The sequence below is a fragment of the Olleya sp. KKT75 genome (genome assembly GCF_055635485.1).
In genome coordinates this window covers 1,535,444-1,550,834 of the sequence record NZ_CM145759.1, presented here as the reverse complement: position 1 = coordinate 1,550,834, position 15,391 = coordinate 1,535,444, and the positions used below count along the sequence as shown (strand labels likewise).

Genomic DNA, 15,391 nt, shown 5'->3' with positions numbered 1-15,391 from the left:
CGTAATACCATATTTAAGACATATTTATGAAAACATACCTATTGAACGTTATCAAATCTGTATTTTTATTGATAATTGTAGCTTTTACTACAGTTGCCTGTGAAAAAGATTTTGTAAATGTAGAAAGCGACATTAGTGGTGCTCAAAATTTTACCACAAACAGCAGATTATTTCCGTTTGTATCTTACAGCAAAAAGCTAGACCCAGTGCAAACTAATGCAATAACAAGTAATGTTTTAGGTTTCTATAACGACCCTGTTTATGGCGTAACATCTGCTAATTTAGTTACCCAAATAGCTCCAGATGATGTAAGTCCTGACTTTGGTGATAATCTTGAAATTATATCGGTCAAACTATACATACCATATTATGCAACTGCAGATGACACGGATGACGATGGTAACACAACTTACATATTGGACTCTATTTTTGGTAATGCAACTAGCCCATATAAATTATCGATATTAAAAAACGAATATTACTTACGTAATTTAGATCCAGAATCTGATTTTGGCGAATCTCAGGCATATTACTCAAATGCTTATTCAAGTCTTAACCTAAGTGCTTTTGAAGGAGATTTAATTTACAAAAGCCCGGATAGTGGTTTCGTACCAAGCTCACAATACATTGCGATTGAAGAAATCCCAATTGGAGAAGACGAACTAGAAGAACTAGAAACAAGTCGTGCTCCTGGGATATATTTAGATTTAAACAATGAAATGTTTGACAATTCAAAATGGAAAGATTTACTAGTGCAATCTGATGGCACAGCAAATACTAACTTAAATAATATTGCAGATTTTAAAAATGCTTTCAGAGGATTAATTTTTAAAGCAGAACAAATAGGTCTTAACGAAGGTAACATGGCTTATTTAAATCTAAGCGAAGGTGCTACTATTGACATTAGATATGAAACTGACGTAGAAGACACAACTACAAGTGAAAGAGAAAGAGACACATATACATTTAATTTTAATAGTATAAAGTTTAATACTTTTGAAAACGTAACTAACACGATACCTCTTACTGACGGAGATGCTGAAAATGGTGATGATCAACTTTTCATTTCTGGATTTAAAGGGTCAATGGTTGTTTTAGATCTATTTAACGGTGATATCGTAGATGAAACTAATACCACTCAAGATGCTTTTCTTTATTTTAAAGATCGCGAAGACAAATGGTTAATAAATGAAGCTGCTTTGACTTTTTATGTTAACATACCTACAGGTCAAGGAGGACAAACAGAACCAGATAGAATAATACTTTATGATTTAGAAACTAAAGCACCAATAGCAGATTACTTTTTGGACGGAACAGCCACTAGTACTGACCCTGTAAACTCCTTAATACTATACTCTCCAAAATTAGAGAGAGATAGTGATTTGAATGGAATAAAATATAAAATACGCCTTACAGAACATTTAAATAACATACTTTTAAACGACTCTGAAAACTCTAAATTAGGATTATACATTACAACTAATATTAATTATTCAGCGACATCAAAAATACTGGATACCCTAGAAGATGATACAGTTACATTTGTACCTAAAAGTTCTATAATAGCTCCGGAAGGAACTATATTACACGGTAGCAAATCTAGTGTCCCAGAAAATGTTAGAGCTACTTTTGAAATCTTTTATACAGAAATTGAAAATTAAAAACTTATGTGCGGAATAGTAGGATATATAGGAAAAAGAGAAGCTTATCCAATAGTAATGGAAGGCTTAAAACGATTAGAATACAGAGGATACGATAGCGCAGGTATTGCTTTATATGATGGTTCAGAAATAAAACTTTGTAAAACAAAAGGAAAAGTTGCAAACTTAGAAGCGCGCGTTAAAGAAGAAATTACAACTAACGGAAGTGTTGGTATAGGCCACACGCGTTGGGCAACACATGGTGTGCCAAACGATGTGAACTCTCACCCGCATTATTCTAATTCAGGAGATTTAGTTATTATTCACAATGGTATTATAGAAAATTATGATTCTATAAAAACAGAACTTATAAAGAGAGGATACGAATTCAAATCGGATACGGATACTGAAGTATTAATAAATCTTATTGAAGAAGTAAAGAAAAAGAACAACGTAAAATTAGGTAAAGCAGTACAACTAGCCTTAAAAGAAGTTGTAGGCGCTTACGCCATTGCTGTTTTTGACAAAAACAAACCAAACGAAATTGTTGTTGCAAAACTAGGAAGCCCTTTAGCTATAGGAATTGGTGAAGACGAATTTTTTATTGCAAGTGATGCTTCTCCTTTTATCGAGTACACAAAAAATGCTATTTACTTAGAAGATGAAGAAATGGCTATTGTACGTAGAGACAAAAAAATAAAAATCAGAAAAATAAAAGATGATTCTGAAGTAACTCCTGCAATGCAAGAGCTTAAGTTTAATATTGAGCAAATTGAAAAAGGTGGTTATGAACATTTCATGTTAAAAGAAATCCATGAACAACCAAATGCAATTAGAGACACATACAGAGGTCGATTACTTGCAAATGAAGGGATTATTAGAATGGCAGGGATTGATGATAACCTTGAAAAATTTCTAAATGCTAATAGGATTATAATCGTAGCCTGTGGTACATCATGGCACGCAGGTCTAGTTGCAGAATATATTTTTGAAGACCTAGCTAGAATTCCTGTAGAAGTAGAATATGCTTCAGAATTTAGATATCGTAATCCGGTAATTACAGATAAAGATGTGGTTATCGCCATATCTCAATCAGGAGAAACTGCAGATACACTAGCAGCAATAAAACTAGCGAAATCTAAAGGCGCTTTTGTTTTTGGAGTTTGTAACGTTGTTGGATCTACTATCGCCAGAGAAACTAACGCAGGTGCTTATACGCATGCAGGTCCTGAAATTGGTGTTGCTTCAACAAAAGCATTTACTACACAAATTACTGTTTTAACTTTAATTGCTTTAAAGCTAGCAAAAGCAAACGGAAGTATGTCAAATACAGTCTTCCATAGTCATTTACAAGAATTAGAACTAATACCTGATAAGGTAAAAGAAGCTCTAAAAGCTGATGAACATATCAAAGCAGTAGCACAAATTTATAAGGATGCTAAAAACTGTTTATATTTAGGAAGAGGTTACAACTTCCCAGTTGCTTTAGAGGGCGCTTTAAAACTAAAAGAGATTTCATACATACACGCTGAAGGTTATCCTGCTGCCGAAATGAAACATGGCCCTATAGCTCTAATTGACGAGCAAATGCCTGTATTTGTAATAGCTACCAAAAAAGGGCATTACGAAAAAGTGGTTAGTAACATTCAAGAAATTAAATCAAGATCTGGTAAAATCATTGGAATTGTGACCAAAGGAGATATTGATGTAAAAAAAGTAGCAGATCACGTTATTGAAGTACCAGAAACAATAGAGTCATTAACACCTTTATTGACAACTATACCACTTCAATTATTATCCTACCATATAGCAGTAATGCTTGACAAAAATGTTGATCAACCAAGAAACTTAGCTAAATCAGTAACTGTAGAGTAACATTACTCACTTTTATATAGACGCTTCAAAGCTCATAATTATTCATAAAAACATATAAGATTTTATGAATAATTAGCTTTGAAGCGTCTTTTTTTCACAAATACTTATTATGCACGCATAATTTATTGTCTCTTTTTATTAAAATTTCGTTAAAAAACGTATATTGGCTACATAAATTAACTAAATCTAAAAAATGAGAACAATCCTTTCAATTGTATTGTTGTGTTTTTGCGGAATCGCTTTTTCGCAATCAACGATAACAGGAACAGTGTTAGACGACGTAAGTCAACAACCTATTCCAAGCGCAAATGTTGTAATAGTTGGTACATCTGTAGGAACTGCTACAGACTTTGACGGTAACTTCACCCTTAGTACCGATAAAAACCCACCATTTACTATACAAGTTAGTAGCGTTGGTTTTTCTGCAAAAGACATAGAAGTTACTTCAAAAAAACAAGTTATAAACGTAATCCTTAACGAAGGAACATCCTTAGATGAAGTTGTTATTTCAGCTTCAAGGACTCCTGAGCGTATTTTCGAATCTTCTGTTACGGTAGAACGTTTTGGTTTAAAAGAGATTAAAAACACTGCGTCTGCCGATTTCTACGATGGACTAGAAAACTTAAAAGGTGTAGATGTTAACACAAATAGTTTAACGTTCAAATCTGTTAACACTCGTGGTTTTGCCACTTTTGCAAACACACGTTTTATGCAGTTAGTTGATGGTATGGACAACTCAACACCAGCTCTAAACTTTCCAATTGGAAACTTAGTAGGTATGACTGAAACTGATGTTTTAAGTGTAGAGTTACTTCCTGGTGCTTCTTCTGCGTTATACGGAGCAAATGCATTTAATGGTATTTTATTTATGAGAAGTAAAAACCCATTTGATCATCAAGGAATAAGTGCATCTATCAAAAGAGGAATTACTTCTCAAGAAGCTGCAGGAGACAACCCTTATACTGACTTAAGTTTAAGAATGGCTCACAAATTCAGTGATAAAATTGCTGTTAAAGTTAACTTCGGATACTTGAAAGGTACAGATTGGCAAGCAACTAGCGAAGTTGATAAAATTGACCCAACTAGAACAAGATCAAACACAAACTATGACGGTATAAATGTATATGGAGACGAAGTGTCTACTAATATTAGAGCTGCGTCAGGATTAGGTATTATTCCAGATGTAGTTGTAAGTAGAACAGGTTATAACGAACGTGACTTAACTAATTACAATGCAGAAAGCATTAAATCTGATTGGGGATTATATTACCGTCCAATTGAAGATAGTAATTTAGAAATTTCTTACGTAGGAAAGGTAGGAACAGGAACAACTATTTACCAAGGAACAAACAGATATAACATTAATGGTTTTTTCCAACAACAACATAAACTAGAAGTTAAAAATGACAACTTCTTTGTTCGTGCTTATGAGGTTTCTGATAAAGCAGGAAAATCTTACGACATGGTATTTACTGGAATTAACATAAACAGAGCTTGGAAGAGTGATACTGATTGGTTTCAAGATTATATCGGAGCCTATGCTGGACTTGAATTAACAGGTAATCCAGGAGGTTTAACAGATCAGCAAAAACATGACTTTGCAAGATCTGTCGCTGATGAAGTAATTGACCCAGATGGTGTTGATGACGGAATAGAGCGATTTGTTCCTGGTTCTCCAGAATATGTTGCTGCTTTCAATAAAAGTATAAATGATCCAGATTTAAGAACTGGTTCTAAATTTCAAGATGCTTCTAAGTATTTTCATAGTGATGCTAACTACAACCTCGGACACTTAATTGATTTTGCTGAAATACAAGTAGGTGGATCTTACAGAAAGTATAAATTAAATTCTGGTGGAACAATCTACACAGATAGACTTAGTCCTATAGAGTACTCTGAATTTGGAATCTATTCTCAAATACAAAAGGAAATTGAACTAGATGAAGAAATGGAATTAAAACTTACTGTTTCTGGTAGATACGATAAATCAGAATTATTTGATGGTTTTTTCTCTCCTAGATTATCTGCCGCACTAACATTAAATAGAAATCATAATGTTAGAGCCTCGGTACAAACTGGTTTTAGAAACCCAACGACTCAAGATTTATTTATTGGATTAGATGCTGGTAGAGCTATATTAGTAGGATCTGCTGCTAGTAACTTAAACAGGTATTCTGGAGACTATGATGTTAGTTTAGTAGGACAGACAACTTATGGTCAATCAGCTTCAATAACACAAACAGGAGCAGCAGCATATAACAATTCTTATTCTGCAAGCTCAGTAGTTGCATTTGCAGCAGCTGGAAACCCTGCATTATTAGACATTGCTAACCCAGAGATTATCAAACCAGAAAAAGTAACTTCAATGGAAGTTGGGTATAGAGGTAAATACGAAAGTATCATTGTAGATTTAAGTGCATACTATAACAAATATGAAGATTTTATTTCTCAAGAAGTTGTTGTTGCACCACTTTACGGAACTGTTGGAGACAATAGTTTATCTGTAGCTGCATTAGCAAACGGAGATTTTAAAACATATAGTGCTTATACCAACTCTGATGTTGATGTAAACTCTTATGGTGCTTCAATTGGTTTATCCACTAAAGTATTTAATGGTTTTGATTTAGGAGGAAGTTATACGTTTACAAAACAAGATTTTGATCAAGCAGCAAATCCAGATTTTCAAACCAATTTTAACACACCGGAACATAAGTTTAAAGCATCTTTTGGGAATACTAATTTATTCGAAAACTTTGGATTTAATGTCGCTTATAGATTTAGTGATGACTACTTCTGGGAAGCAACATTTGGGAATGGAATCGTTCCAGAATTTCACACTATAGATGCACAAATAAACTATAGAGTTCCTAGTTTAAAATCAATAATAAAAGTAGGTGCTACAAACTTAACCGGTAATGAATATTTTACTGCTTTTGGAACAGGATTTATTGGATCAATGTATTATGCATCACTAACAATTAACAACTTATAATAATGAAGACATTAAAAAACATAAAATATATAGGGCTTCTTGCCATAGCTATAGGTTTTACAGCATGTAGTGATGAATCAGATTTTGAGGAGTTTTTAGACCAACCACCAACGGATGCGGCAGTATTGCCTAGCTTAACTGCTGGTTCTGCAGATTTCTCAAACTTTGTATCTTTAGGGGCTTCTTTTACATCTGGATTTACAGATGGTGCTTTATTTATTGCAGCACAAGAAAACTCTTTTCCAAACACATTGTCAAAACAATTTGCAAACGCTAATGGAGGTGTTTTTACACAACCATTAATGAATGACAATATTGGAGGATTACTATTTGGAACTACTGTTGTAGCAAACCCTAGATTATTCTTCAACGGTGCTGGACCTTCTGTATTACCTGCAACTCCAACTACTGATATTACAGTAAGTTTAGCTGCAGACGGAAGCATCTTTAAAAACGTAGGTGTACCAGGAGCAAAAAGTACACATATAGATTTTAATGGTTACGCAAGTTTAAATCCATATTTTGGAAGAATGGCTAACTCAGCATCAGTATCAATGCTAGAATATACAATTGCACAAAACCCAACATTTTTCACTTTATCAGAAATAGGTGGAAATGATGTATTAGGATATGCAACTAAAGGTGGTGACGGAACAGACCCTATTACACCAACAGCTACTTTTGATTTTGTTTTTAACGACATGGTGAATCAATTAACAGCTGTTTGTCCAAACGGAGTAGTAACTAACGTACCATATATTACAGATTTACCACACTTTACAACGGTACCTCATAACCCACTAGATCCTACAAACCCAGCTTTTGGACCACAAATACCATTACTTAATTCAATATTTGGTGCATTAAACCCAATATTTGAAGCAGTAGATCCAGCTAGAGCAATTGTGTTTTCTGAAACTGCAGCAAGTGCAGTTGTTATTAGAGACGAAAGCTTAGCTGACATATCAAGTATAATCATTGCACAATTAAATGCTAGTCCAACATTCCCAGCATTTATTGCTCAATTTGGATTACCGGCAGCAGCAGCGCCATTAGTAGCTAACTTATTAGGTACAACTTATGGTCAAACTAGACAAGCAACAGCGTCGGATTTATTAGTCCTTCCTAGTTCTAGTATTATTGGAACAGTAAATACAGCTAATGTAGTAATCTTAATGGGACAAGGCTTACCTCAAGCTTTAGCAGGACAGTTTTCTGTAGAAGGTGTTAGTTTACCTCTTGAAGACAAATGGGTACTAATCCCTACAGAACAAGATGAAATTAAAACAGCAACTGATGCATACAATGCAACTATTGCAAGTGTAGCTAGTGCAAAAGGATTAGCTTTAGTAGATTTAAACGACATATTAGGTCAAGCTTCAACAGTTGGAGTTGATTTTGATAGCTATAACCTAACTACAGATTTAGTAACTGGAGGACTAGTAAGTTTAGATGGAATACATTTAACAGCTAGAGGCTATGGGTTAATGGCAAACAAGTTTTTAGAAGCTATTGATGCTACTTACGGATCTAACTTCGTAGCTTCAGGAAATGTAGCTATCGCAGAAGACTTTGGTGTAACATATTCACCTACATTACAATAGACAATAAACAGTATATCTAAAGCACCTGTATATTACATAATAATACGCAGGTGTTTTTTTATATATAAAAAAGTTTCTGTCCACTTTCATTTTAAATTAAAACACCTATCTTTGCACGCGAAAACAGAAGGTGTTTTCTTTCAATTAAATACCATAATATTAAACACATAAGTAATGTCAAAAGTTACAGGTAAAGTTGCTCAAATAGTAGGTCCAGTTATCGATGTAGAATTCGCTGCTGGTTCTGAACTACCAAAAATTTACGATTCATTAGAAATTAATAAAGCTGATGGTTCAAAACTAGTATTAGAAGTACAATCTCACATTGGTGAAGACACAGTGCGTACAATTGCTATGGACTCTTCAGATGGATTAAGTAGAGGAACAGAAGTTATTGCTACTGGTGCTCCAATACAAATGCCAATTGGTGGAGATATCTACGGACGTTTATTTAACGTTATTGGAGATGCAATTGACGGTTTAGGTGATTTACCTAAAGCTGGAGATGCTGGTTTACCAATACACAGACAAGCGCCTAAATTTGAAGACTTATCAACATCTACTGAGGTGCTATTTACAGGTATTAAGGTAATTGATTTAATTGAGCCTTATGCAAAAGGAGGTAAAATTGGATTATTTGGTGGTGCCGGAGTAGGTAAAACTGTATTAATTCAAGAATTAATTAACAACATTGCAAAAGGACATGGTGGACTTTCAGTATTCGCAGGAGTAGGAGAAAGAACACGTGAAGGTAACGATTTACTTCGTGAGATGTTAGAGTCAGGAATTATCAAGTATGGTGATGACTTTATGCACTCTATGGAAGAAGGCGGTTGGGATCTTCAAAAGGTTGACAAAAACGTAATGAAGGATTCAAAAGCAACTTTTGTTTTTGGACAAATGAATGAGCCACCTGGAGCTCGTGCTCGTGTAGCACTTTCAGGATTAACAATAGCAGAATACTTCCGTGATGGCGCTGGAGAAGGACAAGGAAAAGATGTACTTTTCTTCGTAGATAACATCTTCCGTTTTACACAAGCTGGTTCTGAGGTATCTGCATTATTAGGTCGTATGCCTTCTGCAGTAGGTTACCAACCAACATTAGCAACAGAGATGGGTGCAATGCAAGAGCGTATTACATCAACTAAAAGAGGTTCTATTACATCTGTACAAGCAGTATATGTACCTGCAGATGATTTAACAGATCCTGCACCAGCAACAACGTTTGCTCACTTAGATGCAACAACTGTATTATCACGTAAAATTGCTGAGCTAGGTATTTACCCAGCAGTAGATCCATTAGATTCTACATCAAGAATTTTAACAGCTGATATTTTAGGTGATGAGCACTATGACTGTGCACAACGTGTTAAGGAATTATTACAACGTTATAAAGAATTACAAGATATTATCGCCATTTTAGGAATGGAGGAATTATCTGAAGAAGATAAAATGGCTGTAGGTAGAGCAAGACGTGTACAACGTTTCTTATCTCAACCTTTCCACGTAGCAGAGCAGTTTACTGGTCTTAAAGGTGTTTTAGTAGACATTAAGGAAACAATTAAAGGATTTAACATGATTATGGATGGTGGTTTAGATCACTTACCAGAAGCTGCCTTTAACCTTAAAGGATCTATTGAAGAAGCTATCGAAGCTGGAGAGAAAATGCTTGCTGAAGCTTAATATGAGTTAGTAGTTTACAGTGTAATCTTTTTAAAAGAAACACTGTAAACTGCAAACTGCAAACTATAAGACTATGTATTTAGAAATTGTATCACCAGAAGCAACCTTATTTAGTGGAGAAGTAACTAGCGTTACAGTTCCTGGACTAGATGGTGACTTTGAAATGTTAAACAATCACGCACCGGTAGTGTCTCTTTTAAAAGAAGGAACTGTAAAAATTACAGGAAACATTACTTTAGATAAAGAAGTTGAATCTAACTTTACAAAGGGAGATAAAAACACTACTTTATTGAAAATTAATTCTGGTACGCTAGAAATGAATGGCAACAAAATAATAGTATTAGCTGACTAATACTATTATTAAATTTATATAAAAAAAGCGAAACATTAGTTTCGCTTTTTTTTTGTATTTTTATGTAAACAAAAAAAATGAAAAAAATAATACTGTTTTATATTGTTCTATTTCTTGGCTACCTACCTGTTAGTTCTCAGAATAATACATTTATGCAATCCTCGTCAACAAACAATAAATTAAATAGAATATTAGTATCACCTGTTTATGACGGTTCAGATCCTAGTAATTTAAAAGACATAAAGGGATCTCCATACATGTCAACAGATTTTCAAGTAGGAACTGTAAATGCAATAAAAGAAAACGTTCTAATTAGATACAATGCTTTTAATGATTTATTTGAAATAAAACAAGGCACAGATAGTATTTTAAACCTTAATAAATCAAACACAAACTATGTTGTTAAACTAAGTAATTACAAATTTAAATCATTTGCATACTCTAAGGACACAAAACAGGAGTATTCGTATTTCGCATTTCTTACCGAATTAGATAGCACAAAAACAGTATTACTAAAAACAATGCGAAAAAAGCTCACTAAGGCACAAAAAGCGACAAATTCATACTCTCAACCTAAACCAGCAAGTTTTAGTTCCAATACAATTGACAACTATTATATCCTAAATAAAAACCAAGAAATAATAGACTTTAAACCTAAATCAAAAATTCTATACACGTTATTTCCTAACATAAAAACGGAACTAAAAAACTATATTAAAGACAAAAATATTGATCTAAAAACTGAAGAAGACCTGATTAAAACTTTTAAATATATAAACACTCTAAATTAATCACACCTTTTTAATCACGTTGGTTACAATACCCCAAATTAAAAAATTATTATCTTCTGTTATTTTGATAATTGGATAGTTTGGATTTTCTGGCTGTAGCCAAACTTCGTCTTGAGAAACACGAAGACGCTTAACCGTAAATTCGCCATCCAAAAAGCACACTGCTATTTTATTGTTTGCTGGTTCTAGGCTTCTGTCAATTACTAGTAAATCGTTATCGTCTAATCCAGCACCAATCATAGACTGCCCGCTGACTTTTGCATAAAAGGTTGTTTCTTTATTTTTAACCAACTCCTCATCTAAAGATAATCGTTGTTGATTAAAATCTTCGGCAGGTGCAGGAAAACCAGCAGATATACCGGTATCAAAAAACTGTCCAGCTGCGTCATCTACTGCGTCCGGTGTAAAGAAGGTTAAGCTTCCTGATTTATGTGCTATCATAACTATTATTCTATTAGATTACTGCGTATGCGTTAAGGATTGAGCGGTCTGTCTGAGCTCCTCGCAGAGAGCGAGCAGCGAAAGCCTGACCCTTGGGTAACGCCCTTAATACCTTTTTTTAAAGATAGGCATTACAGTATATAACTTACAACATTATTTTACTACAATTCCCTTTTATTAACGTCTAACTATCAATACAGTTAGCGCATAGGATAATAAAAATAGTTAGATTAATTATTTTTGTAACAAATATTAAGTTTTGACTACCTATAGTTAAGAAACTGAAATAGGCGACTTTAAATTTTGCCTAACAAATTCAAACACACTATATTCAATCTTTAAAACTAAACATTATGTTAGAGTGGTTTAATGCCTTAGCGTGGTTCCCAAAAGTATTTTGGATGATCGCAATAATAGCGTCCTTTATATTTATTATTACTATTATCATGTCTTTTGCTGGCGGAGATACCGACGATTTTGGAGATGTTGATGCGGATATTGATGGTGATACAGGAATTGGTTTTCAGTTTATTACATTTAAAAACCTTGTTGGTTTCTTTACTATTTTTGGATGGTCCGGAATTGCATGTATCGATGCGGGATTATCTCAAACATTAACCATTATAATTGCAATTGCCTGTGGTATGGTAATGATGGCAATAATGGCTGTGATGTTTTATTCTATGAGAAAACTAAGTGATAGCGGTACTTTAGATTACAACAATGCCATAAACCAAATTGGAGAAGTCTATTTAACGGTTGGTGCCAACCGCTCTAAAATAGGAAAAGCACATGTTAGAATACAAGGCGCTTTACGCGAATTAGAAGCTTTAACGGATAACCCAACAGATTTAAAAACAGGGACCGTTATACAAGTCAAGGAAGTGACTTCTAATGGCATATTAATTATTGATAAACTAAACAACTAAATAAACCTATGACTTTACAAATCACACAAGACTCCTTAAATTTAGGATTCCCGGTAGCTATTATTGCTGCTGTATTATTTATTTTCTTATTTTTTATTGTATTAATAAGACGTTACAAACGTTGTCCTTCTGACCGTATACTTGTGGTTTACGGAAAAGTTGGAGGCGGGCAATCTGCCAAATGTATACATGGTGGTGCTGCCTTTATTTTACCGGTAATACAAGATTATCAGTTTTTAGATTTAACCCCAATATCTATTGAGGTAAACCTAGTTAATGCTTTATCTAAACAAAATATCCGTGTAAATGTGCCTTCAAGATTTACTATTGGTGTATCTACAGAGCCAGGTATTATGCAAAATGCTGCAGAGCGTTTATTAGGATTACCTCAAGATAGCATACAAGAATTAGCACAAGAAATAATTTTTGGACAATTACGTTTAGTTGTTGCATCCATGGATATTGAAGAAATTAACAGTGATAGAGATAAGTTTTTAACTAACATATCGCAAAGTGTTGAATCTGAATTAAAGAAAGTAGGTCTTAAACTTATTAACGTAAACATTACGGATATTGTTGATGAGTCTGGTTATATCGAAGCTTTAGGAAAAGAAGCTGCTGCACATGCTATTAACGCCGCACGTAAATCTGTAGCAGAGAAAAACAGAGATGGATCTATTGGTGAAGCAAATGCTGTACAAGATGAAAGATCACAGGTTGCTGCTGCTAATGCACAAGCTGTAGAAGGAGAAAACACTGCTAAAATTGCTGTTGCTAATTCGGACTCTTTACGTCGTCAGCGTGAAGCTGAAGCCGGACGTGTCGCTGTGGCTTCAGAGAAGGTACAAACTGCAAAAGCTTTAGAAGAGTCTTATGCTGCAGAACAAATTGCTGAAGCTGCGAGAGCGGAGCGCGAACGCTCTTCTCAAATGGCAGATATTATTGTCCCTGCTGAAATTGATAAACGTAAGGTTGAAATTGATGCTGAAGCACGTGCAGAAAATATTAGAAGAATTGCAAAAGGTGAAGCTGATGCTATTTTATTTAAAGCACAAGCAGAAGCACAAGGTCAGTTTGAAATTTTAACCAAGCAAGCTGCGGGTATGGAACAAATTGTTAAAGCTGCCGGTAACAACTCTAAGGATGCGGTACTATTATTAATTGCAGATAAGCTACCAGAATTAGTAAAAACGCAAGCAGAAGCTATTAAAAACATAAAAATAGACAAGGTAACGGTTTGGGAGAATGGTGGAAGTGGCGCTGATGGAAAATCATCAACTGCTAACTTTTTATCAGGAATGTATAAATCGGTACCACCACTTCAAGACATGTTTAATATGGCAGGAATGGACTTACCAGAATATTTAAAAGGTAAAGATAAAACACCTATTGAAGAGGCTAAAATAGATGATAGTAAAACTGAATAATCTTAATAGTAAATCATAAATAAAAAAACTCACAGATTTAAAATCTGTGAGTTTTTTTTAATCTTCTGTGTATTCTAAAATATCTGCTGGCTGACAATCTAATGCTTTACAAATAGCTTCTAAAGTAGAAAATCGCACCGCTTTAGCTTTCCCTGATTTGAGAATAGATAGATTAGCGGTTGTAATACCTATAAGCTCAGCCAATTCTTTACTTTTCATCTTGCGCTTGGCAAGCATGACGTCTAAGTTTACTGTTATTGACATAGGCTATATTGTTAGGTCGTTTTCTTGTTGCAGTTGATTACCTGATTTTAATAAACTAGCCAAAACTAATAATGAAAGTCCAACTACAAAAAAGGCAAAATCAAATTCTAATCGAGGATTAATAGACAACTCTAAACCATCAGACAATCTTTTACCCTCTATCAAAGTTTTTACACCTATACGTCCATAATAAGTACTTAAGACATAACTAAATAACAAACTTAGAGATTCCGAAATAATAAAAACTGCCCCTAACCATCTAACCTCCTTATAAAGATTATTAGTAAAAGATAAAGATTTCTTAAGACGAAAAAATATTCTTTCTAGAAAGAAAAGGATGACTATTAGACTAAACAGCCCTATATAAGCCTTAAATATTTGCAAGAAACTAATTAATTTATTTTCAGACTTAGCAATAATATAACCATCAGATCTAAAAGAAGAGGCTTTGGTGTGAAAATATTCCTTGTCACTGTCAAAATGAAAACTTAGTATATTTTTTGTACCATCGTTAATGTCGTCCGGAAGTATATCTACATATTTTGGATTACTACTCCACCCTTTTCGACCACCCTTACTTACATGTTTTTTTACATTTAAACTAATCTCATTATTAAAAATAGGCTTATTAACTCTTGTGTTTATTGTTACCGGAATAGGATACCCATTAGAATGATGAGTTCCACTAAAATTTCCAACCTTTCCATTGTCAGTAAAAATATCGAAACCTATATTAATTAGTAAGAAAAGAGACATTATTACTAGTAAACCAGCAAATAATCGATGTAATATATTTATCAAAGTTTTATTTTTTTTCATAATTATATAGTTAAATTATTTTCTTGTTGTAATTGATTCCCATTGTTGATAAAATCCGTTAGAATTATCAAACCAAAACCTACTAATATTAAAAGCGCACTTGAACTTAATCCAGAAAACAGAGTCATACCATTAGAGTAAATCAACAATGTTATGCTCCAAATTAAACTTAGACTACCTGAAACCATGAAAAGCTGACCTGTTCTTTTAAATTTTATAACATTGTTATTATTAAAAAAACCGTTTTTAATAGTGTCTTTTAACCCTCTTTCTAAGAAAAATAAAGAACTAAATGTTATCACAGAAATTGCTAAACCAACAAACTGCGTATAGTATCCAAATATAAACTTTTGATAATGTTCCTCTGGAAAATTCATAAAGTCAGGAGTGTAAACCGTTAGATAAATATTGGATAAAAAATCAACACAATACATCACTATCAACGCTATTATAAACCAATGTAAGATTCTTATTTTTTTCATATTTAAAACACATTTATTATCGTTTAACAATAACAAATATATAAAAATTATTGATAAACAATAATTATAATTAAAAAATATAATGGAAAATC

Annotated in this window: 13 protein-coding genes; 9 read left to right on the top strand and 4 right to left on the bottom strand. The window is 33.6% G+C overall.

The window, feature by feature from the left end; genetic code table 11:
- The first annotated feature begins 26 nt into the window (after nt 1-26).
- The 7 genes from ACZ2G2_RS06875 (at nt 27) to ACZ2G2_RS06845 (ending at nt 10,937) form a co-directional block, all read left to right on the top strand.
- Nucleotides 27-1,661, top strand: a complete 1,635-nt coding sequence (locus ACZ2G2_RS06875) for a DUF4270 domain-containing protein (protein WP_470394695.1) — start codon at nt 27-29, stop codon at nt 1,659-1,661.
- Nucleotides 1,662-1,667: 6 nt separating this feature from the next.
- Entirely contained in the window at nt 1,668-3,515 is a 1,848-nt protein-coding gene (gene glmS, locus ACZ2G2_RS06870; protein WP_470394693.1) for a glutamine--fructose-6-phosphate transaminase (isomerizing), read from the top strand.
- 193 nt (nt 3,516-3,708) lie between these two features.
- On the top strand, nt 3,709-6,507 hold the full coding sequence (locus ACZ2G2_RS06865) for a TonB-dependent receptor (RefSeq protein ID WP_101202093.1): 2,799 nt from the start codon (nt 3,709-3,711) through the stop codon (nt 6,505-6,507).
- Nucleotides 6,508-6,509: 2 nt separating this feature from the next.
- On the top strand, nt 6,510-8,111 hold the full coding sequence (locus ACZ2G2_RS06860) for an SGNH/GDSL hydrolase family protein (RefSeq protein ID WP_470394691.1): 1,602 nt from the start codon (nt 6,510-6,512) through the stop codon (nt 8,109-8,111).
- Between the two features lie 174 nt (nt 8,112-8,285).
- Complete coding sequence (gene atpD, locus ACZ2G2_RS06855; RefSeq protein ID WP_090836729.1) at nt 8,286-9,794, top strand: F0F1 ATP synthase subunit beta; 1,509 nt, start codon at nt 8,286-8,288, stop codon at nt 9,792-9,794.
- Between the two features lie 73 nt (nt 9,795-9,867).
- A complete protein-coding gene (locus tag ACZ2G2_RS06850) occupies nt 9,868-10,146 on the top strand; it encodes a F0F1 ATP synthase subunit delta/epsilon (RefSeq protein ID WP_470394689.1) in 279 nt (92 codons plus the stop codon).
- Nucleotides 10,147-10,223: 77 nt separating this feature from the next.
- The gene (locus ACZ2G2_RS06845; RefSeq protein ID WP_470394687.1) at nt 10,224-10,937 is read left to right on the top strand and encodes a hypothetical protein; all 714 of its coding nucleotides are present in this window, start codon (nt 10,224-10,226) and stop codon (nt 10,935-10,937) included.
- Here the strand turns inward: ACZ2G2_RS06845 and ACZ2G2_RS06840 are convergent, their stop codons facing one another.
- Complete coding sequence (locus ACZ2G2_RS06840) at nt 10,938-11,378, bottom strand: LexA family protein (protein ID WP_090836731.1); 441 nt, start codon at nt 11,376-11,378, stop codon at nt 10,938-10,940.
- A gap of 353 nt (nt 11,379-11,731) precedes the next feature.
- On the opposite strand from ACZ2G2_RS06840, the gene ACZ2G2_RS06835 reads away from it, so the two are divergent.
- Nucleotides 11,732-12,307 (top strand): hypothetical protein, encoded by a 576-nt coding sequence (locus tag ACZ2G2_RS06835; protein ID WP_470394684.1) that lies wholly within the window; start codon nt 11,732-11,734, stop codon nt 12,305-12,307.
- An 8-nt stretch (nt 12,308-12,315) separates the two neighbouring features.
- Nucleotides 12,316-13,734 carry a flotillin family protein gene (locus ACZ2G2_RS06830; protein WP_101202096.1) on the top strand — a complete coding sequence of 473 codons (1,419 nt, stop codon included), beginning with the start codon at nt 12,316-12,318 and terminating at the stop codon, nt 13,732-13,734.
- A gap of 57 nt (nt 13,735-13,791) precedes the next feature.
- Here the strand turns inward: ACZ2G2_RS06830 and ACZ2G2_RS06825 are convergent, their stop codons facing one another.
- From ACZ2G2_RS06825 to ACZ2G2_RS06815, 3 genes are read right to left on the bottom strand one after another with little or no spacing between them, the layout of a single operon-like run.
- A complete protein-coding gene (locus ACZ2G2_RS06825; RefSeq protein ID WP_470394682.1) occupies nt 13,792-13,998 on the bottom strand; it encodes a helix-turn-helix domain-containing protein in 207 nt (68 codons plus the stop codon).
- 3 nt (nt 13,999-14,001) lie between these two features.
- Nucleotides 14,002-14,817, bottom strand: a complete 816-nt coding sequence (locus ACZ2G2_RS06820) for a DUF2975 domain-containing protein (protein WP_470394680.1) — start codon at nt 14,815-14,817, stop codon at nt 14,002-14,004.
- Nucleotides 14,818-14,819: 2 nt separating this feature from the next.
- Nucleotides 14,820-15,299: a hypothetical protein gene (locus ACZ2G2_RS06815; protein ID WP_470394678.1), complete on the bottom strand. Its 480-nt coding sequence runs from the start codon at nt 15,297-15,299 to the stop codon at nt 14,820-14,822.
- Between the last annotated feature and the right edge of the window lie 92 nt (nt 15,300-15,391).